The sequence below is a fragment of the Roseomonas sp. HF4 genome, from assembly GCF_005222755.1.
Classification (GTDB): domain Bacteria; phylum Pseudomonadota; class Alphaproteobacteria; order Acetobacterales; family Acetobacteraceae; genus Neoroseomonas.
In genome coordinates this window covers 82806-103233 of sequence record NZ_STGD01000002.1, presented here as the reverse complement: position 1 = coordinate 103233, position 20428 = coordinate 82806, and the positions used below count along the sequence as shown (strand labels likewise).

The window sequence follows — 20428 nt, the reverse complement described above, 5'->3', positions numbered from 1 at the left end:
CGGGTTTCCAAACAAGGGGAGAGCAAGGGAATGCGGAAGCTGCTGATGGCCGCGGCGCTCGCCGCGGGGCTCGGCGCCGGGATGGCGGAAGCGCGCACGGTGCGCTGGGCCGCCTCGGGCGATCCGAACACGATGGACCCGCACAGCCAGAACCTCGGCACCGTCACGATGGTGCTGCAGCAGATCTACGACACCCTGATCAGCCGTACGCAGGACCTCGGCCTCGCGCCCGGCCTGGCCACGCGGTGGGAGCAGGTCGAGCCGAACCGCTGGCGCTTCTGGCTGCGCGACGGCGTGAAGTTCCACGAGGGCCAGGCCTTCGGCGCGGACGACGTGGTGTTCAGCATCACCCGCGCGCAGGCGCCGACCTCCAACTACGGCATCTTCGTCGACACGATCGAGCGCGCCGTGGCCGTCGAGCCCATGGTCGTCGACGTGATCACCCGCGTGCCGGACCCGATCCTGCCCAACAAGGTCGCGTCGCTGTTCATCATGTCGCGCGCCTGGTCCGAGGCGAACAACGCGACCCGCCCGCAGAACACTCGCGCGCGCGAGGAAATGCACACCGTCCGCGCGACCAACGGCACCGGCGCCTTCCGCCTGCAGACCCGGGAGCCGGACGTGCGCACCGTGCTGGCGCGCAACGCCGACTGGTGGGGCTGGAGCGAGCCGTCCAGCCGCGAGGCGAACGTGACGGAGATCGTCTATCGCCCGATCTCCTCGGACGCCACGCGCATCGCCGCCCTGCTGTCGGGCGAGGTCGACTTCGTGCTCGACCCGCCGCTGCAGGATCTCAACCGGCTGCGCCAGGCGCAGAACATCAGGGTGCTCGAGGGCCCCGAGGTCCGCACCATCTTCCTCGCGATGGACCTGCACCGCGACCGGCTGCTCTATTCGGACGTGACGGACCGCAATCCGCTGAAGGACCTGCGGGTTCGCCAGGCGCTCTATCACGCGATCGACATCCAGGCGATCCATCGCACCACCATGCGCGGCCAGTCGGTCGTGACCGGCACTTTCTTCCCGCCGCAGGTGAACGGCTACACCCAGTCCGAGGACGTGCGCCTGCCCTACGACCAGGCACGCGCGCGGGCGCTGCTGACGGAAGCCGGCTACCCGAACGGCTTCGGCATCACGCTCGACTGCCCGAACAACCGCTACATCAACGACGAGCAGATCTGCCAGGCGATCGTCGCCATGTGGGCGCGGATCGGCGTGCGGGCGCAGCTCAACGCCATGCCCCTCAACCTGTTCTTCCCGAAGATCCAGCGCGACGACAGCTCGATCTACCTGCTGGGCTGGGGCGTGCCGACGCTCGATGCGCTCTATTCCTTCCAGTCGCTGCTGCGCTCGCGCGACGGCGGCCAGGGCAACGGGATCTGGAACTACGGGCGCTATTCCAACCCGCGCATGGACGAGCTGATCAATGTCATGGTCACGCAGTCCGGCGAGCCCCGCAACGCCGCGATCCGCGAGGCGCTGCGCATCTACCGCGAGGACGTGCCGCACATCCCGCTGCATCACCAGATGATCCCCTGGGCGATGCGGTCGAATGTGCAGATCCCGCACATGGCGAACAACCAGCCGTATTTCCGCTGGGCCCGCATGAACTGACCCTGGCCGCGGGCGCGGCGGCCCCGGCTGCCGCGCCCCTGGCGGAGTGACCCGATGTTCGCCTTCATCATCAGCCGCATCATGCAGGCGCTGCCGGTCCTGCTGTCGGTGGCCCTCATCTCCTTCGCCATGTTCGCCTATGTGGGCGATCCGGTGGCGATCATGCTGGGCCAGGACTACACGCAGGCGCAGCGCGACGCGCTGGTGGCGGAACTCGGGCTCGACCAGCCCTTCTGGGTACAGTTCGGCGTCTTCCTCGGCAATGCGGCGCAGGGCGAATTCGGCCTGTCCTACCGCCTGTCCCGCCCCGTGGCCGACCTGATCGCGGAACGCGCGCCGGCGACGCTGGAACTGGCGTTCACCGCGGCGGCACTGGCACTTCTCGTCGGCGTGCCGATGGGGGTCTACACGGGGCTGTACCGGAATTCCTGGCTGAGCCGCTTCTTCCTGACCTTCAGCCTGATCGGCGTGTCGCTGCCGACCTTCCTGATCGGCATCCTGCTCATCCTGGTCTTCGCCGTCTGGCTCGGCTGGCTGCCGTCATTCGGGCGGGGGGACACGGTCGCGCTCGGCTGGTGGAGCACGGGGTTCCTGACCTGGTCGGGGATCAAGGCGCTGGTGCTGCCGGCGATCACGCTCGGGCTGTTCCAGCTGACGCTGATCATGCGCCTGGTGCGGGCCGAGATGCTGGAAGTGCTGCGCACCGACTACATCAAGTTCGCCCGCGCCCGGGGCCTGCCGAACCGTGCCGTCCATTTCGGCCATGCGCTCAAGAACACGCTGGTGCCGGTCATCACCATCGTGGGCCTGCAGCTCGGTGCCATCATCGCCTTCGCGATCGTGACCGAAACTGTGTTCCAGTGGCCGGGGATGGGGCTTCTGTTCATCCAGTCGGTCGGCGCCGCCGACGTGCCAATCATGGGCGCCTACCTGCTGCTGATATCGCTGGTCTTCGTGACCATCAACCTGATCGTCGACCTGCTCTACTACGCGGTCGACCCCCGGCTCCGCATCGGCCGCGGCAAGGGGGGGCACTGAGCCATGGCCGCTGCCGTCAGGCGCTTCTTCGACAGCGACCTCTGGTGGTCCTTCACGCGGTCGCCGGTCACGGTCGTCTCCGCGATCGTCGCCGCCATCTGCATCCTGGGCGCGGTCTTCGCGCCGCTGATCGCGCCGCACAATCCCTTCGACCTGGCGTCGCTCAACCTGTCGGATGCCTTCAAGCCGCCGAGCTGGGAGGAGGATGGCGCGCGCGAATACCTGCTCGGCACCGACGACCAGGGGCGGGACGTGCTCTCGGCCATCATGTATGGCGCGCGCGTGTCGCTGCTGGTCGGGCTTTCGGCCACCATCTTCGCGACGCTGCTCGGCGTCACGCTCGGGCTGCTGGCGGGCTATGTGGGTGGCGCGCTCGACAGCCTGCTGATGCGCATCTGCGACATCCAGCTGACCTTCCCCTCCATCCTGGTCGCGCTGCTGGTGGACGGCGTGGTGCGCGCCGTGCTGCCGCGGGAATCGCATGACCAGATCGCGCTGTTCGTCGTGATCTTCGCCATCGGCATCAGCGAATGGCCGAAATTCGCGCGCACGGTGCGGGGCTCGACGCTCGTCGAGCGCAACAAGGAATACGTCCAGGCCGCGCGCGTCATCGGCGTGAAGCGGGCGCGCATCATGGTCAGCCACGTGCTGCCCAACGTGATCGGGCCGGTGCTCGTGGTGGCCACGCTGAACCTCGGCCTCGCGATCCTGTCGGAGGCGACGCTGTCCTTCCTCGGCGTCGGCGTGCCGCCCACGCAGCCCTCCCTCGGCACGCTCATCAGGATCGGCAACGACTTCCTGTTCTCGGGCGAGTGGTGGATCACGATCTTCCCGGGCCTCGCCCTCATTGCCATGGTGCTGTCGGTCAACCTGCTGGGCGACTGGCTGCGCGACGCGCTCAACCCGAAGCTCCGCTGATGTCGAACACGCCCCCCCTGCTCGAAGTGCAGAACCTGCGCGTGGAGTTCCCGACGCGGCGGGGAACGCTGGTTGCGCTCGACGACGTGTCGTTCGCGATCAGCCCCGGCGAGGTGCTGGGCGTGGTCGGCGAATCCGGCGCCGGCAAGTCGATGACCGGCGCCGCGATCATCGGCCTGCTCGAACCGCCCGGGCGCATCGCACGGGGAAAGATCCTGCTGAACGGCAAGCGCATCGACAATCTCCGCTACGAGGAGATGCGCCGCATCCGCGGGCGCGAGATCGGCGCCATCTTCCAGGACCCGCTGACCACGCTGAACCCCCTCTATACCGTGGGGAAGCAACTGGCCGAGACGATGACGACGCACCTGCCGATCGGCCCCGCCGAGGCGAAGAAGCGTGCGATCGAATGGCTGGAGCTGGTCGGCATCCCGGCCGCGGCACAGCGCATTGACAGCTACCCGCACGAGTTCTCGGGTGGCATGCGCCAGCGCGTGGTGATCGCGCTGGCCCTCTGCGCCGAACCGAAGCTGATCGTGGCGGACGAACCCACCACCGCGCTCGATGTCAGCATCCAGGCGCAGGTGATCGCGCTGCTCAAGACCCTGGCGCGGGAGAAGGGGACGGCGATGATGCTGGTCACGCACGACATGGGCGTGATCGCGGAGACCGCCGACCGCGTCGCCGTGATGTATGCCGGCCGGATCGCCGAGATCGGTCCCGTGCGGGAGGTCGTGAAGCACGCCCGCCACCCCTATTCCGCGGGGCTGATGGCGTCGATCCCGCCGCTCGACCGGCGCGTCGAGCGCCTCGCGCAGATCGACGGCGCAATGCCGCGGCTCTCCGCCATCCCGCGGGGCTGCGCCTACAACCCGCGCTGCCCCCAGGTCTTCGCGAAGTGCCGCGAGGACCGGCCCGACCTGATCGACGCGGGCACGACGCGCGCCGCCTGCTGGCTCTACGCGACGGAGGCCGCCCGTGGCTGACGCGCCACCGATGCTCGAGGTCCTGGACCTCGCCCGGCATTTCGACGTCTCCCGCCCCTTGCTCCAGCGCCTGGTGGCGCGGGAAGGCAAGCGCACGCTCCGCGCCGTGGACGGCATCTCCTTCGCGGTCCCGAAGGGCACGACGCTGTCGCTGGTGGGCGAATCCGGCTGCGGCAAGTCGACCGTCGCGCGCCTTTGCGTCGGGCTCTATGCGCCGACCGCGGGCGCCGTGGTCTTCGACGGGAGGGACCTGGCCGAAGCGCGCGCGCTGGCGGACCAGCGCCGGCGCATGCAGATGATCTTCCAGGACCCCTATGCGTCCCTGAACCCCCGCTGGCGGGTCGGCGACATCATCGCCGAGCCGATCCGCGCCTTCGGCCTGGTTCGGACGCGGGCCGAGCAGGAGAACCGCGTCGCGGAACTGCTGACGCAGGTGGGGCTTTCGCCGCTCGATCGCGTGAAGTTCCCGCATGAGTTCTCGGGCGGGCAGCGCCAGCGCATCTCGATCGCGCGCGCCTTGTCCTCGAACCCGGAATTCTTGGTCTGCGATGAGCCGACCAGCGCGCTCGACGTCAGCGTCCAGGCACAGATCCTGAACCTGATGAAGGAACTGCAGCAGCGGCTCGGGCTGACCTTCCTGTTCATCAGCCACAACCTGGCCGTCGTGCGCCAGGTGAGCGACCGGATCGGCGTGATGTATCTCGGGCGGCTGGCGGAACTCGCGCCGGCCGAGACGCTGTTCCGCCGCCCGCGCCACCCCTATACGCGCGCGCTGATGGAAGCGATCCCGGACCTCGACATGACGGGGCGGGAACGCATCCCGGTGGGTGGCGAGGTGCCGTCGCCGATCACGCCGCCCTCCGGCTGCGCCTTCCATCCGCGCTGCCCGCTGGCGAATGACCGCTGCAAGCGTGAACGGCCGGAGATGAAGCCGGCCGGCGATGCGCTTGTGGCGTGCCACGCGGTCGAGGAAGAGCGCGACGACGCCATGCCGCTGCCCGCCATCGCGCGCGACGCCGCCTGAGGCGTCAGCCCGTCCGCCTGTTGTCCCCCGGCCGCAGCCGCAGCCCCGGGCGGAGGTTCGTGAAGGGCAGCACCGCAGGATCGGCCACCACCGGCCCCGGCGCCGTCACCACGATGACCTCGCTCGCGATCGGCTGGAAGTCGGCGCGGAAATGCACGCTCGACTTCACGGCCACGATGCGCTGCTCGGCCGGCTCGATGCCGATGTGGCGGAACAGCGCCTGGTCATGCGCCTGCATCTTGCGGCTGACCACCACCACGCGCACGCCCGGCGCCACGCGGATCAGCGCGCTGGGCCCGAGATCGGCGGGATTGCCCTGGCCCATCGGCCCGGTCAGCGTGAAGCGCCCGTCGGTCAGGCGTTCCACCAGCGCGGTGACGCGCAGCGGCGCGCCGTCGCTGCGGCCGCCGAGGTCGAGTTCGACCGTCGCCCCTTCGCCCGCCGCGTGAAGCAGCGCGGCGGCCTCCGCGTCGTTCATCGGCGCCAGCACGGCCCCCTGCGCGTCCTGGCGGATCAGTTCCGCGAGCAGTCCGGTCGTGTCGCCATGCCCGCCACCGCCGGGATTGTCCTGCGTGTCGGCGAGGATGACCGGCCCCTGCGTGTCGCGGTTCGCCATGGCCCGCGCTACGCCCTCGGCCGCGGGCAGGACGCCGAGCGCGAACTCCGTCTCCTTCGCCGCGATGACGGCGGCGAGCGCGGCGGCAGCATCTTCCGCCTGGCCGAGCGTGTCGGCATAGGCCGCGATGGCCATGCCGCAGCCGGGGAAATCCGCGTAGGGAAAGCCGAAGCAGAAGCCGAGTTCCCAGACGCCCGGCGCCAGCGCGATCCGCGCGCGCTCGGCCATGACGTCGGCCATCGGCGCGACCATTGTGCATTGGCCGGGCAGGGGGGTCCAATAGTCGAGCTCGAGGAACGCCTTGGCCGGGCGGCGGCCCTGGCGGATCATGCGCAGCAGCAGCCGCGCGGCCTCAGCGCCGGCGGGCTTCATGTCGATGTGCGGATAGGTGCGGAAGGGCACCAGCACGTCGGAATGGAGCACCATCAGCGCGGTCTTGTTCGCATGCGGGTCGAGGCTGGCGGCGATCGGCACGTCCGGGCCGACCACGGCGCGCACGCGGCGCAGCACCTCCCCCTCCGCGTCATCGAAGCCGACCGCGACCATGGCGCCGTGCAGGTCGAGATAGACGCCGTCGAGGGGGCCGGCTTCCAGCGCATCCGACAGCGCGGCAACAAGCAGGGCCGCGATGCGCTCGAAGGCCTCGGCCGTCACGGGGCCGGCCGGGTTGGCGAAACACCAGGCGAGTGGCGCGATCTCCACCCCTTCCTGCTCGGCCATCATGATCGCGCCCGCGGCGGGGCAGGAGGTCGGGCGCAGCGCCTCGACCAGCGTCGCTGCCTTTTGCAGCGGCGGGAAGCCGCCGGGCTTCACGAACTCGGCCCAGCCCGTCGGCAGCGGCGCGAAGGAATGGCTCTCGTGCAGGAATCCGCCGATGGCGATGCGGGTCATCTTTCCTCCGTTTGCGCGACCGGTTCAGGCCTTCGTGCCCTTCGGCGCTCCGGTCACCGGGCGCGTCAGCCTTTCGCGATGCCGGCGGTGGCGAGCACGGCATCGGCCAGCACGCGCAGCCCGGCCTCGGCCCATGCGGGCGTGATGCTCTCGGCCTCGTTGTGGCTGATGCCGCCGTGGCAGGGGCAGAAGATCATCGCCGCCGGGACCTTCCGCGCGACATAGACCGCGTCATGGCCGATGCCCGTCGGCATGTCCATGTGCGGAATACCGAGGCGCACCGCCGCATCGCGCACCCGCCCGACCAGCGCCGGGTCGAAGGGCGTCAGCGGCGAATGCCAGAAATCCTCGACCGCGATGCGCACGCCGCGCGCGGCCGCGATGGCGGCGGCGCGGGCGCGGATCTCCTCGCCCATGCGCGCCAGCAGCGCCGGGTCGCCGTGGCGCGTGTCGATCGAGAACCAGACCCGCGACGGCGCGATATTGCGGCTGTCGGGATAGACCGTCAGGCGCCCGACCGTCGCGCGCCCCGGCTCGCCTGCTGCACCGACGGCGCCGAGCGCGATCTCCTCGATGGCCGCGACCAGCGGCGCGGCTGCCATCATCGCGTCGCGCCGGCCGGCCATGGGGGAACCGCCATGCGCTTCCTCGCCCTCGACCGTCACCTCGTACCAGGACTGCGCCAGCGCCTGCGTGACCACGCCGACATCGAGGCCGGTGCGCTCCAGCAGCGCGCCCTGCTCGATGTGCAGCTCGAAATAGGCGGCGATATCCTGCAGCGCGGCGGGGTCGGCGTCGCCCTGCCAGCCGATGCGCGCGAGTTCGGCGCCGAAGGCCTTGCCCTCCGGGTCCTGCTTCGCCAGCACCTCGGCCTCGGTGAAGATGCCCATGGCCGCGCCGCTGCCCATCATGGGCGGCGAGAAGCGCGCGCCTTCCTCGTTCGTCCAGTTGATGAGCATGAGCGGCGCCTCGGTCTCGATGCCGGCCTCGTGCACCGCGCGCAGGATCTCGAGCCCCGCCAGCACGCCGAGCACGCCGTCGAACTTCCCGCCCGTCGGCTGGGTGTCGAGGTGGCTGCCGAAGGCGACGGGCTTCCGCGCCCGATCGCGCCCTGGTCGCGTCAGCGCCATGTTGCCGAGCCGGTCGACCGCGACGCTGCAGCCCGCCGCCTCCGCCCAGCGGCGGAGCAGGTGGCGGCCCTCGGAATCGAGGTCCGTCAGCGTCTGGCGGTTCGAGCCGCCCTTGGCGGTGGCGCCGATCCGCGCCATCTCCATCAGGCTGTCCCAAAGGCGCTCGCCGGACAGCGGGATGTTCGTCGTGCTCATGCTGAAGCCTCCACCCCGCACCATTCGGCCATGGTCAGCGCGATGGTGCGGGTGATGTCGTGCATGCTGTCCAGCCCGACGCTCTCGTCGATGCCGTGGATCTCCTGGGCGTCGGGGCCGAAGCAGGCGACGGGCGTCGCCTGGTACAGCGCGAAGAAGCGGCCGTCCGTCAGGCCCGTGGCGGGGTAGTCCCGCAGCGTGGCGCCCGAGACATCGGCGAAGTTGCGCTTCGCCAGCGCCACGATCGGCGCGTCCATGTCGAAGACGCAGGGATCGGCCATGAAGCCCTTGAATTCCAGCTTCACCGTCGCGCCCTTCAGCGCGGGGTCGGCGGCGGCCTCGGCGACCAGGCGCTCGATGTCCGCCTTCGTCTGCGCCGCTGTGTATCCCATCATGACGCCGACGCGCATGCCGATCCGGCAGCGCGTCGCGACCGAGGAATTCCATTCGCCGCCCTCGATCGTGCCGAGGTTCACGTTGACCGGGTGGTTAACGCCGCGAAAGGACGCATGAATGCGCTCGGCGCGGTTCATCTCGGACTGGTAGGCCTTGAAGCGGGCGGCGACGGCGGCGGCGGCCTCGATGGCGTTCACGCCCGCCTGCATGTCGCGCACATGGGCAGGGCGGCCCGACACCGTCACCCAGGCCCAGACCACGCCGACCTCGGCCGCATACATCGCCGGCAGGCCGGGGCCGGGCTCGGGGATGATGACGGCATCGGTCCGCGGCAGCGCCAGCATGGCCGCGAGCGCGCCATTGCCCGTGCACTCCTCCTCGATCACCGACTGCATCTGCACCTCGGCCGCCGGCTGCAGGCCGGCGAGGCGCAGCGCGCGGAAGGCCGTGACGTAGGAGACGATGCCCGCCTTCATGTCCCCCGCGCCGCGGCCGTACATGCGCCCGCCGCGGATGGACGGCTCGTAGGGCGGCGTTTCCCACATGTCGGCCGCGCCCTCAGGCACGACGTCGACATGGCCCTGCAAGGCCAGGCTGCGGCCACGCCTCTCGCGCGGCGCATGCACCGCCACGACGTTGTCGCGGCCGTTATACGACACCAGCGGCGGCGAGAAGCCGGGATGCGACGCCAGCGCCGCCGGGTCCGTCGGCACGCGGCGCGGGGCAAGCCCGATCCCTTCGTAGATGCGCGCCATCTCGGCCAGCGCGGATTGCTCGTTGCCGAGGGTCGAGGGGCAGCGCACCAGGCGTTCCAGCATGCGCACGGCGTCCTCGCGCAGCGCATCGGCCGCCTCCAGGATCGCGCGCCGCGCACCGGGGTCGAGGGGAGGGCTCATCGGATCGGGCATGGGCGCCACGCTATCGCCCGCCCGTCCCCGCGCCAAGGCGGCCCGGTTTCCTGCGCGCGCCATCCGGGCTAGCGTTCCGTCCTGTATGAAGACCTTCGCGCATCCCGCCCAGGCGGCGCACACGCCGTCCTTCTTCCTCCAGCGCGGTCAGGTGCGGCGTAACTTCGAGGTGCCGGCCCGCGCCGCCGCGCTCGAGGCCGCGCTGCACCGCATGGGCCTCGCGCCCGCGGCGCCGCCGGCGCTGACCGCCGCCGCGCTCGAGGCCGTGCACCGGGCGGACTACCTCGACTTCCTCGCCACCGCCGCGGCCGACTGGGCGGCGCTGCCCGACCCGGGGCCGGAGGTGGTCGCGAACATCCACCCGGTGCCCGAGATGGTCGCGCAGGGCGCCCGCGTCGGCGGCAACATCATCGCCCGCGCCGGCTGGTACACGGCCGATACCGCCTGCCCGATCGGCCCCGGTTCGTGGGAGGCGATCCGCGGCGCCGCGGCCTGCGCCCTGGCCGCGGCGGAGGAAGCCGCGCGCGGCGGCACCGCCTATGCGCTCTGCCGCCCGCCCGGGCATCACGCCTATGCGGGGCGCGCGGGCGGGCATTGCTACGTGAACAACGCGGCGCTGGCGGCGCAGCGCCTGCGCGACGCCGGCGCGGCGCGCGTCGCCGTGCTTGACATCGACAGCCACCACGGCAACGGCACCCAGGGCATCTTCTGGGAGCGTGGCGACGTGCTCACCATCTCGATCCACGCCGACCCGGATCGCTACTACCCCTGGTTCGTCGGTCGCACGGCCGAACGCGGGGCAGGGGCGGGGGACGGGCGCAACATGAACATGCCGCTGCCCTTCGGCACCGACGACGAGGGCTGGCTCGAGGCGCTGCGCTACGCGCTCGCGCCGATCCGGGACTTCAAGGCGGATGCTCTGGTCGTGGCGTTGGGCTTCGATGCCTCGAAGGACGAGCCGCTCGGCGCGCTGGCGGTCACCGGGGAAGGGTTCCTGCGCGCCGGTGCCATGATCGGCGCGCTCCGCCTGCCGACCGCCATCACCCAGGAGGGTGGCTACAATGTCGAGGTGATCGGCACCCTCCTGGAACGCTTCCTCACGGGCTGGAGTGCCGCATGACCGATGACGTCGCCACCCTACCGGCAACCGATGCCGCCGCGATCCACGCCGCGACGCTGACGCTCGACACGCATATCGACATCCGCTGGCCCGATCCGCCGGACGCGACCGCCGAGACCGACCGCCGCGTCGATTTCCCGAAGATGCTGCGCGGCAGGCTGAAGGCCGCGGTCTTCATCGCCTTCACGCCGCAGGGCAAGCGCGACGCCGAGGGCCTGGCGACCGCCGCCGCGCGCGCCGAGGCGATGCTGCGCCACATCCGCACCCGCGCCGACGGCGCCGCGCGCCGCTTCTGCACGACGGCCGACGAACTCGAAGCGGCGCATCGCGCCGGTGCGCTCGCCGTGCTCTCGGCGGTCGAGAACGGCAACGCCATGGCGCGCGACCTGTCGCGCCTCAGGCTTTGGCGCGACCTCGGCGCCATCTATGTCACCATCACCCATGACGGGCACAACGACCTGGCGGATGCGGCGCGCCCCAAGCCGGACCTCGGCGACGGCGTCGCGGAGCATGGCGGGCTCTCCGCCCTTGGCCGCCAGGCGATCGCGGAGATGAACCGCGTCGGGCTGCTGGTCGATGTCTCGCACAGCGCGAAATCCTCGATGATGCAGGCGGCGGAGCTTTCCCGCGTGCCCGTGGTGGCGACGCATTCCTGCTGTCGCGCGCTCTGCGATCATCCGCGTAACCTCGACGACGAACAACTCGACATGCTGCGCGCCACGGGCGGGCTCATTCAGATCACCGCGCTCGACGTGTTTCTGCGCCCGGCGCCGCAGGGCGGCCGCTCCCCCGCGACGGTGACCGACATCGTGGACCACGTGGACCACGCGGTGGCGCGGATCGGCATCGACCATGTGGGCCTTTCGTCGGACTTCGACGGCGGCGGCGGCGTGCCGGGTTGGCGGGATGCCTCCGAGACCGGCAACCTGACCGCCGAACTGCACCGCCGCGGCTACGGCGCGCGCGAGATCGACCTGCTCTGGTCGGGCAATTTCCGGCGGGTGCGACGGCTGGTGCAGCGCGGCGCCGTATAACTTCAGGTTGATAAACAGCCCATGGCACGCCACTCTCGCGCGCCATGGCCATTGCCCGCATCGCGACCTTCGCCTTCTCCGGTATCGAGCCCGTGCCGGTCGAGGTGCAGGTCCAGATCGCCCAGGGCCTGCCGGCCTTCCTGCTGGTCGGCCTGCCCGACAAGGCGGTGGCCGAAAGCCGGGAGCGGGTGCGCGCCGCGCTGACCGGCCTCGGCCTGTCGCTGCCGCCCAAGCGCGTGCTCGTGAACCTGGCGCCGGCCGACATCCTGAAGGAAGGGTCGCATTTCGACCTGCCCATCGCGCTGGCGCTGCTGGCCGCGATGGAGATCGTCCCGCGCGAGGAAGCGGCCGGCTACGCGGCGCTCGGCGAGCTCTCGCTCGATGGCGGCATCATGCCGGTCGCCGGCGTGCTGCCGGCCGCGCTCGGCGCCAGCGCGCGCGACCTCGGCCTGATCTGCCCTGCGGCGCAGGGCGGCGAGGCCGCCTGGGCCGGGCAGATCGAGGTGCTGGCGGCGCCCGACCTCGCCGCGCTGCTGAACCATTTCCGCGGGGTGCAACTGCTGGCCCCGCCGGCGCCGCCGGCGCCGCTTCCGACGCGGGCGGCCCCGTGCCTGTCTGCGGTGAAGGGGCAGGAAAGCGCCAAGCGCGCCATCGAGGTCGCGGCCGCCGGCGCGCACAACCTGCTGATGGTCGGGCCGCCCGGCGCGGGCAAGTCCATGCTCGCCGCGCGCCTGCCCGGGCTGCTGCCAGACCTCTCGCCGGCCGAGGCGCTGGAGGTCTCACTCGTGCATTCCGTGGCCGGCCTGCTGCAGGGCGGGCGCCTCGTCACGCGCCCGCCCTTCCGCGACCCGCACCACTCGGCCTCCATGCCCGCGCTGGTCGGCGGTGGCGCGCGCGGGCGCCCCGGGGAGATCAGCCTGGCGCATCGCGGCGTGCTGTTCCTCGACGAATGGCCGGAATTCCCCCGCCCCGCGCTGGAGGCGCTGCGCCAGCCGATGGAGACCGGGCGCACCGTGATCAGCCGCGTCCATGCGCATGTCACCTATCCCGCGCGCTTCCAGTGCATCGCGGCGATGAACCCCTGCCGCTGCGGGCATCTCGGCGAGGCGGGCCGGGAATGCGGCCGCGCCCCACGCTGCGGGGAGGACTACCAGGGGCGCCTCTCGGGCCCGCTGCTCGACCGCATGGACCTGACCATCGAGGTCATGCCGATCCCTGCGGCCGAGCTCGCCCGCGCGCCGTCCGGCGAGACCAGCGCCAGCGTCGCCGCGCGCGTGCAGGCGGCGCGCGACGCGCAACGCGCGCGGTGGGGCGCCGGCGGCCCCGCCAGCAACGCCGAAGCGGGGATCGAGGCGCTGATGCCGCTGCTCGAACCGGATGCCGCGGCGCTGATGGAGACGGCCGCGGTGCGGCTGCGCCTGTCCTCCCGCGGGCATGTGCGGACGCTGCGCGTCGCGTGCAGCATCGCGGACCTCGCGGGCAGCGCCACGATCCGGCGCGCGCATGTCGCCGAGGCGCTGGCCTTCCGGCACCGCATGCCGGGCCGCGCCGCGGCCTGAACGCGCCGCGCGACGCGGATCCCATGCCGAACGGACGAAGGTCGCGCTCCACGGCCTGGCCATCGTGGCGGAGCAGGCCGCGGCGCTCGGCGCGGGCATCGCCTTCGACACGGCGCCGGGGCAGGGGATGCGGGTGCGCGTGACGCTGCCGGGCTGAAGGCGGCGCCGTCAGTCCCCGATCCGGAAGGCATCGGCGATCCGCCGTGCCGTGCCGTCCGCCGCCACGATCACGACATCGAAGCGCACCCCGGCCGCGCCGTGCCCCGGATTCTCCGCCATCCAGCATTCCGCGGCCGCCACCAGCCGCGCCCGCTGCCGCGCGCCGAGCGCGTGCGCCGCCTCGGCCAGGGAGGGCCGCGCCTTTACCTCGACGAAGGCGAGCACCCCCGCGCATTCGGCCACGAGGTCGATCTCCCCGGCCGGCGTGCGCGCGCGCCGCGCGAGCACGTCCCAGCCATCCCGCACCAGCGCCGCCGCCGCGACCGCCTCCGCGTCGCGCCCGGCCGCCTCGGCGCGCCGTCCGCGCAAAAGGCGGCGCGTTTCGTCCCCGAACCCGTTCATGCGGGCTATCCTGCCGGCATGATCCTGCGCCGCGCCATCCTCGTCCTGTTCCTCCTCACCGGCACCGTGGCCGCCAGCGAGCCCGCGCGGCGGCACATGGTGGCCGCGGGGCACCCGCTCGCGGCCGAGGCCGGCCTCGCCGTGCTGCGCGACGGCGGCACCGCGGTCGATGCCGCCGTCGCCATCCAGATGGTCCTGACGCTGGTCGAGCCGCAATCCTCGGGCATCGGCGGCGGCGCGCTTCTGCTGCATCTGCACGCCGGCAGCGGCCGCATCGCGGCCTGGGACGGGCGGGAGACGGCGCCCGCCGCCGCCGGCCCGGACCTGTTCCTGCGCGAAGGCCGGCCGATGCCCTTCCTGCAGGCGATGGTGGGCGGCCGCGCGGTCGGCGTGCCGGGCACGGTCGCGGTGCTGGAGGCCGCGCATCGCGAGCACGGCCGCCTGGCCTGGCCGCGGCTGATCGAACCCGCCATCCGCCTGGCGGAGGAGGGGTTCCCGGTCAGCGCGCGGCTCGCGCGCGACATCGCCTCGGACATGCTGCTGCTGCGCCGCGATCCCGGCGCCGCGGCCTATTTCTTCAGCGAGGCCGGCCTGCCGCTGCCCGAGGGGCACCGGCTGCGCAACCCCGCGCTGGCCGCGACGCTGCGCGCCATCGCCGCGGAGGGCGCGGGCGCGCTCGCGCGCGGGCCGGTCGCCGCGGAGATCCTGGCCGCCGTCACGGGCCACCCGACCAATCCGGGGGTCATGGCCGCCACAGACCTCGCGACCTACGCGCCGCGGCGGCGGGAGGCGGTCTGCCTGCCGTATCGACGCTTCCGGGTCTGCGGCTTCCCGCCGCCGTCGTCGGGCGGCATCGCGGTCGGGCAGATCCTGGGGCTGCTCGGGCATTTCGAGGTCGCGCGGCTCGACCCGCGCGGCGCAGAGGCCGCTCACCTGCTGGGGGAGGCCGGGCGCCTCGCCTTCGCCGACCGCAACGCCTACGTGGCCGATGCCGACTTCGTCCCCGTGCCGGTGCGCGGCCTGCTCGACGCCGGCTACCTCACGGCCCGCGCGCAGCTGATCGACCGAGACCGCGCCATCGCCGCGCCGCGCCCCGGCAACCCGCCCTGGCGCGAGACCCGCTTCGCCCCCCAGGCACAGGAGTTCGAGGCCGGCACCAGCCATGTCTCGATCGTGGACGGGGAGGGCAACGCGGTCTCGATGACCACCACCATCGAGGCGCTGTTCGGCGCGCGCGTCATGGTGCGCGGCTTCCTGCTGAACAACGAGCTGACCGACTTCTCCTTCCTGCCGGAACGCGACGGCCGCCCCGTCGCCAACCGCGTCGAGAGCGGCAAGCGGCCGCGGTCGTCGATGTCGCCCACCATCGTGCTGGACGGGGAGGGGCGGCTGCAGGCGGTGGTGGGCTCGCCCGGGGGGGCGCGCATCATCGGCTACGTCGCGCAGGCGCTGGTCGCGCTGCTCGATTGGGGCCTGACGCCGCAGGAGGCGGCGGGCCTGCCGCATGTCGGCACGATCGGCGGCGCGGTGGAGCTGGAGGCCGAGACGCCGGCCGCGGCGCTGGCGCCGGCGCTGCGCGCGCGCGGGCACGAGGTGCAGGTGCGGGACATGAATTCCGGCCTGCAGATCATCCGCGTGACGCGGGACGGGCTGCTGGGCGGGGCGGATCTGCGGCGGGAGGGGGTCGCGCTTGGCGAGTGAGCCGCATCGATACACGACGCTGGCCGCGCCCGCGACGGCCGAGGAAGGCGCGCGGATTCGGTCCCTTGCCGCGGCGCAGGCCGGAGCGCTGCGGCCCCACCTGCTGGATGGCCTCGGCGGCCTCGGCTTCGTGCTGGCGGTCGTCTTCGGCGCCATCCTGCTGATCGACCTGGTGTTCGGCGTCATCCATCGCGGCCAATGGGTCGTCCTGGCCCTGGGCTCGGCAGTCATGATCCTGCCCATCCTGCTGATCCAGGCACGGGACGCGCGCCTCTCGCGGCCCGACCGCGACGCCGCGTCCGCGGCCGTCGAGACGCAGGCCAACGCCGGCGTGGTGCTGCGGCAAAGGCTCGGTCGGCCTCGCTGGCCCGTGGGCCATCCGCCCCGGAACGGCGTTCATGCGCTTCGCGGTGCGACCGCCCGAAAAGGCCCCGGCCCGGCCGGCCGGGCGCCCGGCGTCACGGAGCGCCTGCCAGCAGGCGGCGCACTTCGGCGGGGCGGGGGATCGGCGCGACCGCCCCGTATCCCGTCGTGGACAGGGCCGCCGCCGCATTGGCGTAGCGCGCGGCGTCCGGCGCGCCATCACCCGCCAGCAGCCGGGCCAGGAACGCGCCGGCAAAGGTATCCCCGGCGCCGGTCGCATCCACCGCCGCCACGCGATGCGACGGCAGGCTGAGGCGCGTCCCGTCCCGCGTGGCCAGCAGGCATCCCGCCGCGCCGCATTTCAGCACCACCAGGGGACAGAGCCGCAGGTAGAACGCCGCAACCTCCTCCGGGTCGGTCAGGCCGGTGAGCGCGGTCGCGTCGTCGAGCGAGGGGAGCGCGATGTCCGCCATGCCGATCGCTGCATGGATGACGGCCGCCGCGCGTGCCGCGGGCCAGAGGCGCAGCCTGAGGTTGGTGTCGTAGGACACCCGCACCCCAGCCGCGCGTGCCGCCGCGATGGCTCGGAACGCTGCGTCGCAGGCGCTGTCCGAAATGGCCTGGCTGATGCCCGAGACGTGCAGGATGCGCGCCGCGCCGATCGCGTCCTCCGGCAGGTCCTCCGGCCGGTAGCGCGCGGCGGCGGAGCCCGTGCGGTAGAAGGTGAAATGGTGCCCGCCGGCGTCATGCGTGACGAAATAGATGCCGGTCGGCGCATCGGCGCGGCGGAGCACGGTCGCGGTGTCCACTCCCTCCCGCGCCCAGAGCGCCATGAAGGCATCGCCCGGCCCGTCCCGGCCGATCGCGGTCACGTATCCGACCGAGGCACCCTGCCGGGCTGCGGCGATGGCGGTGTTGGAAGTATCCCCACCATGTCCCTCGAGATACAGGATTCGCCCGTCCGGCCCGGGCGGCTGGCGATTGAATTCGAGCATCGGCTCGCCGAGGCAGAGAAGGTCGGGCATCTCAGGCCCGCATGATGCCGAGCGCATCCTCCGCCGCGCGCTGCACGGCGGCGCGGTCGCCGGCGGCGATCAGCGCCTCGTCCACCAGCCGGCCGCCGATGCCCACGAAGGCGGCGCCGGCCGCGAGGTAGTCGGTCGCGTTGCGCGCATCGACGCCGCCGGTCGGGCAGAAGGCGACATCCGGAAAGACGGCGCGCAACGCCTTGATATGCGAGGGCCCGCCGGCTGAGGCGGCGGGGAAGATCTTCACGACGTCGGCGCCGGCGGCGAGGGCGGCGCGCACCTCGGTCGGCGTCAGCGCGCCCAGCATCAGGCAGGCGCCGGCGGCCTTCACGGGCGCGGCGAGGTCCGCATCCACCCAGGGTGCCACGATGAAGCGCGCGCCGGCCTCGAGGCAGGCGTCCGCGGTGCGGGCATCGGGCACGGTGCCGGCGCCGACCAGCAGCGAAGGGTCACTGGCCAGGGCGCGGATCAGGGCCGGCGCCTCGGGCACGGTCATCGTGATCTCGAAGGTCGTGATGCCTGCTTCCTGCAGCCAGGCGACGGCGGTCGCGGCTCGGGCGGCGGTCGAGGCGCGCACCACCGGGACGATGCGCGCGGCGGTCAGGCGGGGGACGATGTGGTGCATGGCGTCAGGGCCTCCGGCCGCCATGCTTGGCCGGCAGCGCGCCCGCGGCAAGGCCCGGGCGCGCCCGCGTCAGACGACCATGCGGTCGGCGGTAGCGTGCAGTGTGCGGGCGCTGGCGAGGGCGCGCTCGATCTCGAGCGCCGTGCTGTCGAGGGCGCCGCGGTAGCCGACCACGCTCGCGCCCAGGCGCGCCATCGTGCCGGAGAGGTCGCCGATCGCCTCGCGCAGGCCTGCGACGGCGTCAGATTGCTCGCCGATGGCCTCGTCGAGGCGGCGCAGCGCCAGGCGAAGGCGGTCCTCGGGACGCGTGGGGAATACGGCGATGCTCGACTGTGTTGCGTCGGTCTGGGCGGTGTCGGGGGGGGATTGCATGGGACCTCGGCGCTGCGCGTTAACCGAGAGTTAGCAAATCTGTGTGGCGAAGACGAGCGCAAAAATTCTCGAATTCAAGAAATTGTCGCGAAATTGGGCGAATCGGCCGCGAGGCCGACCCTGATGGCCCGTGGTTTCCCGCCATCCCGCCGATGCTCTATGACCGCGCCGGAGGTGGAACACCCATGGGCATCGCCCTAGAGATCACGATCATCCTGGTGCTGGTGCTGCTGAACGGCGCCTTCGCCATGAGCGAACTGGCCATCGTCTCCTCCCGCCGGGCGCGGCTGCAGGCGCTGCAGCGCAAGGGCAGCCTCGGCGCCCAGGCGGCGCTCGCCCTGGCCGAGGACCCGCAGCGCTTCCTGCCCACGGTGCAGGTCGGCATCACCCTGGTCGGCATCTTCGCCGGCGCCTTCGGCGGCGCCCGCCTGGCCGGGACGCTGGGGGGGGCGCTCAACACCATTTCCTGGATCGCGCCCTATGGCGGCGAGATCGCCTTCACCCTGGTCGTCATCGCCATCACCTACCTCAGCCTGATCCTGGGGGAGCTGGTCCCGAAGCAGGTGGCGCTGCGTAATCCCGAGAAGGTCGCGGTGGTCGTCGCGCTTCCGCTTACGGCGCTGGCGCGCTGGTCGGGGCCGATCGTATGGGTCCTCGGCCAGTCCTCGGCCGTCGTGCTCCGCCTGTTCGGTCCGGCCAACCCGACCGCGAACTACGTGACGGAGGAGGAGGTCAAGGCCGTGGTCGCCGAGGGCGCCGAGGCCGGCGCGCTCGAGCACGAGGAACGGGACATGATCGAGCGCGTGCTGCGGCTCGCCGACAAGCCGGTCCGCGCGCTCATGACGCCGCGCAACGACCTCGCCTGGCTCGACCGTTCCGACACCCCGGCGGAGATCGCGACCAGGCTCCGCGCCTCCGACGTCACGCGCTTCGTGGTGGCGGACGGGCGCGTGGACAACGTGGTGGGCGTGGTGGTGGCCAAGGACCTGCTCGACCAGATCCTGGAGGGCGCGACCATGTCGGTGGCGGCCGTGCTCCGCCAGCCTCTCGTGCTGCCCGACACGCTTTCGGCCCTCGATGCGCTGGAACGGCTGCGCGGCGACCGGCTCGGCATGGCGCTGGTGATGGACGAATACGGGTCCTTCGAGGGCGTCGTCACGGCCTCCGACCTGCTGGAGGCGATCGTGGGCGACCTCGGACCGCCCGAGCCCGCAACGGACGGGACGGCCATCGAACGGCACGACGGATCGCTCCTGCTCGACGGTTCGATGCCGTCGGATGAGCTGCGCGCGCGGCTCGACCTGCCGGAACTGCCCGGCAGCGGGACCTACCACACGGTTGCCGGCCTGATGCTGGCGTTGCTGAAGCGCGTGCCGAAGGAGGGCGACCGGATCGTCTGGGCCGGCTGGCGCTTCGAGATCGTGGACATGGACGGGCGGCGCGTCGACAAGGTACTGGCGAGCCGGGAGGAAGCGGCGGCCGCGTGACTACCGCGCCGCCGACTTCGCGATCGGCGCGATGAATTGCGGCTCCGTGTCCCAGGGGAACAGGATCCAGGTGTCCTGCGAAACCTCGGTGATGAAGGTGTCGACCGCGGGTTTTCCGGCCGGCTTCGCGTAGATGGTTGCGAAATGCGCCTTCGGCAGCAGGCCGCGCACGACGCGCGCGGTGGTGCCGGTGTCGACAAGGTCATCGAGGATCAGCCAGCCCGCGCCGTCGCCAGCCGCGACGGGCGCCTTGGCCACGCGGGGCTCGCCGCGCGCCTCCTCCTCGTAGGTCAGGATCGAGACGCTTTCGATCAGCCGGCAATCCAGTTCCCGCGCGATGATCGCGGCCGGGATGAGGCCGCCGCGGGTGATGGCGACGATGCCGCGCCAGGGGCCCTTTTCCAGCAGCCGCCAGGCCAGCGCCTTGCTGTCCCGGTGCAGCTGGTCCCAGCTGACCGTGTAGTACTTCTCGGCCATCAGAACATCTTCCCCCCGTTGGGCACGCGCAGGTCCGGCTTCAGCAGCACCACGGCGCCATTCTCGTCCGGCACGCCGAGAACCAGCACCTCGCTCTCGAACCCCGCGATCCGGCGCGGCGCGAAGTTCACCACGGCCATCACCTGGCGGCCGATCAGCCGGTCGGGCGCGTAGTGCACCGTGACCTGCGCGGAAGATCGCTTCACCCCGAGGCTGCCGCCGAAATCCACCCAGAGCCGGATCGAGGGCTTGCGCGCCTCGGGGAAGGGCTGGGCATCGACGACGGTGCCGACGCGGATGTCGATGCGGTCGAAATCTTCGATCGTGGCGTTCGGGTCCATGGCCAGCGTCTAGAGCACGGTCCGGGACCTGGGAACTCCCCTGG

The 20428-nt window shown here is 72.1% G+C and carries 19 protein-coding genes; 10 read left to right on the top strand and 9 right to left on the bottom strand.

The features are described 5' to 3' along the window. The first annotated feature begins 30 nt into the window (after positions 1–30). Genes E8M80_RS03450 through E8M80_RS03430 form a run of 5 tightly spaced genes read left to right on the top strand, consistent with a single transcriptional unit; the run spans position 31 to position 5580 of the window. Positions 31–1614, top strand: a complete 1584-nt coding sequence (locus tag E8M80_RS03450; RefSeq protein WP_137124267.1) for an ABC transporter substrate-binding protein — start codon at positions 31–33, stop codon at positions 1612–1614. 54 nt (positions 1615–1668) lie between these two features. After that, the gene (locus tag E8M80_RS03445) at positions 1669–2652 is read left to right on the top strand and encodes an ABC transporter permease (protein ID WP_137124266.1); all 984 of its coding nucleotides are present in this window, start codon (positions 1669–1671) and stop codon (positions 2650–2652) included. A gap of 3 nt (positions 2653–2655) precedes the next feature. After that, positions 2656–3570, top strand: coding sequence for an ABC transporter permease (locus tag E8M80_RS03440; protein WP_137124265.1), 915 nt, complete (start codon positions 2656–2658; stop codon positions 3568–3570). Then, positions 3570–4556 (top strand): ABC transporter ATP-binding protein, encoded by a 987-nt coding sequence (locus E8M80_RS03435; protein WP_137124264.1) that lies wholly within the window; start codon positions 3570–3572, stop codon positions 4554–4556. Before E8M80_RS03440 ends, E8M80_RS03435 begins: the two co-directional genes overlap by 1 nt. Then, positions 4549–5580: an ABC transporter ATP-binding protein gene (locus E8M80_RS03430; protein ID WP_240789871.1), complete on the top strand. Its 1032-nt coding sequence runs from the start codon at positions 4549–4551 to the stop codon at positions 5578–5580. Before E8M80_RS03435 ends, E8M80_RS03430 begins: the two co-directional genes overlap by 8 nt. A gap of 4 nt (positions 5581–5584) precedes the next feature. Here the strand turns inward: E8M80_RS03430 and E8M80_RS03425 are convergent, their stop codons facing one another. The 3 genes from E8M80_RS03425 to E8M80_RS03415 all read right to left on the bottom strand — a co-directional run bounded on the left by E8M80_RS03425 (position 5585) and on the right by E8M80_RS03415 (position 9704). Further along, on the bottom strand, positions 5585–7087 hold the full coding sequence (locus E8M80_RS03425; protein WP_137124263.1) for a M81 family metallopeptidase: 1503 nt from the start codon (positions 7085–7087) through the stop codon (positions 5585–5587). A gap of 65 nt (positions 7088–7152) precedes the next feature. Continuing rightward, entirely contained in the window at positions 7153–8412 is a 1260-nt protein-coding gene (locus E8M80_RS03420) for a Zn-dependent hydrolase (RefSeq protein ID WP_137124262.1), read from the bottom strand. Next, the gene (locus tag E8M80_RS03415) at positions 8409–9704 is read right to left on the bottom strand and encodes an ArgE/DapE family deacylase (RefSeq protein WP_137124261.1); all 1296 of its coding nucleotides are present in this window, start codon (positions 9702–9704) and stop codon (positions 8409–8411) included. The genes E8M80_RS03420 and E8M80_RS03415 overlap by 4 nt, the downstream gene beginning before the upstream one ends. A gap of 97 nt (positions 9705–9801) precedes the next feature. Here E8M80_RS03415 and E8M80_RS03410 point away from each other — a divergent pair, with 97 nt between their 5' ends. The 3 genes from E8M80_RS03410 to E8M80_RS03400 are packed head-to-tail and all read left to right on the top strand — an operon-like array spanning position 9802 to position 13429. Beyond that, positions 9802–10836: a histone deacetylase family protein gene (locus tag E8M80_RS03410; RefSeq protein WP_137124260.1), complete on the top strand. Its 1035-nt coding sequence runs from the start codon at positions 9802–9804 to the stop codon at positions 10834–10836. After that, on the top strand, positions 10833–11870 hold the full coding sequence (locus E8M80_RS03405) for a dipeptidase (RefSeq protein WP_137124259.1): 1038 nt from the start codon (positions 10833–10835) through the stop codon (positions 11868–11870). Before E8M80_RS03410 ends, E8M80_RS03405 begins: the two co-directional genes overlap by 4 nt. A gap of 44 nt (positions 11871–11914) precedes the next feature. After that, positions 11915–13429, top strand: a complete 1515-nt coding sequence (locus E8M80_RS03400) for a YifB family Mg chelatase-like AAA ATPase (protein ID WP_137124258.1) — start codon at positions 11915–11917, stop codon at positions 13427–13429. A 168-nt stretch (positions 13430–13597) separates the two neighbouring features. On the opposite strand, the gene E8M80_RS03395 is transcribed toward E8M80_RS03400, so the two are convergent. Beyond that, positions 13598–13990, bottom strand: coding sequence for a YraN family protein (locus E8M80_RS03395; RefSeq protein ID WP_137124257.1), 393 nt, complete (start codon positions 13988–13990; stop codon positions 13598–13600). Between the two features lie 18 nt (positions 13991–14008). On the opposite strand from E8M80_RS03395, the gene ggt reads away from it, so the two are divergent. Continuing rightward, positions 14009–15691, top strand: coding sequence for a gamma-glutamyltransferase (gene ggt, locus E8M80_RS03390; protein WP_137124256.1), 1683 nt, complete (start codon positions 14009–14011; stop codon positions 15689–15691). A gap of 458 nt (positions 15692–16149) precedes the next feature. On the opposite strand, the gene E8M80_RS03385 is transcribed toward ggt, so the two are convergent. The 3 genes from E8M80_RS03385 to E8M80_RS25725 form a co-directional block, all read right to left on the bottom strand. Next, complete coding sequence (locus tag E8M80_RS03385) at positions 16150–17079, bottom strand: sugar kinase (protein ID WP_137124255.1); 930 nt, start codon at positions 17077–17079, stop codon at positions 16150–16152. A gap of 1 nt (position 17080) precedes the next feature. After that, on the bottom strand, positions 17081–17707 hold the full coding sequence (locus E8M80_RS03380; protein WP_137124254.1) for a bifunctional 4-hydroxy-2-oxoglutarate aldolase/2-dehydro-3-deoxy-phosphogluconate aldolase: 627 nt from the start codon (positions 17705–17707) through the stop codon (positions 17081–17083). A 69-nt stretch (positions 17708–17776) separates the two neighbouring features. Then, positions 17777–18079 carry a hypothetical protein gene (locus E8M80_RS25725; protein WP_170979177.1) on the bottom strand — a complete coding sequence of 101 codons (303 nt, stop codon included), beginning with the start codon at positions 18077–18079 and terminating at the stop codon, positions 17777–17779. Positions 18080–18264: 185 nt separating this feature from the next. Here E8M80_RS25725 and E8M80_RS03370 point away from each other — a divergent pair, with 185 nt between their 5' ends. Continuing rightward, entirely contained in the window at positions 18265–19566 is a 1302-nt protein-coding gene (locus E8M80_RS03370; RefSeq protein ID WP_137124252.1) for a hemolysin family protein, read from the top strand. Here E8M80_RS03370 and gpt read toward each other — a convergent pair whose 3' ends face one another. Both gpt and E8M80_RS03360 read right to left on the bottom strand, forming a co-directional pair. Continuing rightward, a complete protein-coding gene (gene gpt / locus E8M80_RS03365; RefSeq protein WP_137124251.1) occupies positions 19567–20043 on the bottom strand; it encodes a xanthine phosphoribosyltransferase in 477 nt (158 codons plus the stop codon). Next, positions 20043–20384: a tRNA-binding protein gene (locus tag E8M80_RS03360; protein ID WP_170979176.1), complete on the bottom strand. Its 342-nt coding sequence runs from the start codon at positions 20382–20384 to the stop codon at positions 20043–20045. Before E8M80_RS03360 ends, gpt begins: the two co-directional genes overlap by 1 nt. Positions 20385–20428 lie beyond the last annotated feature (44 nt).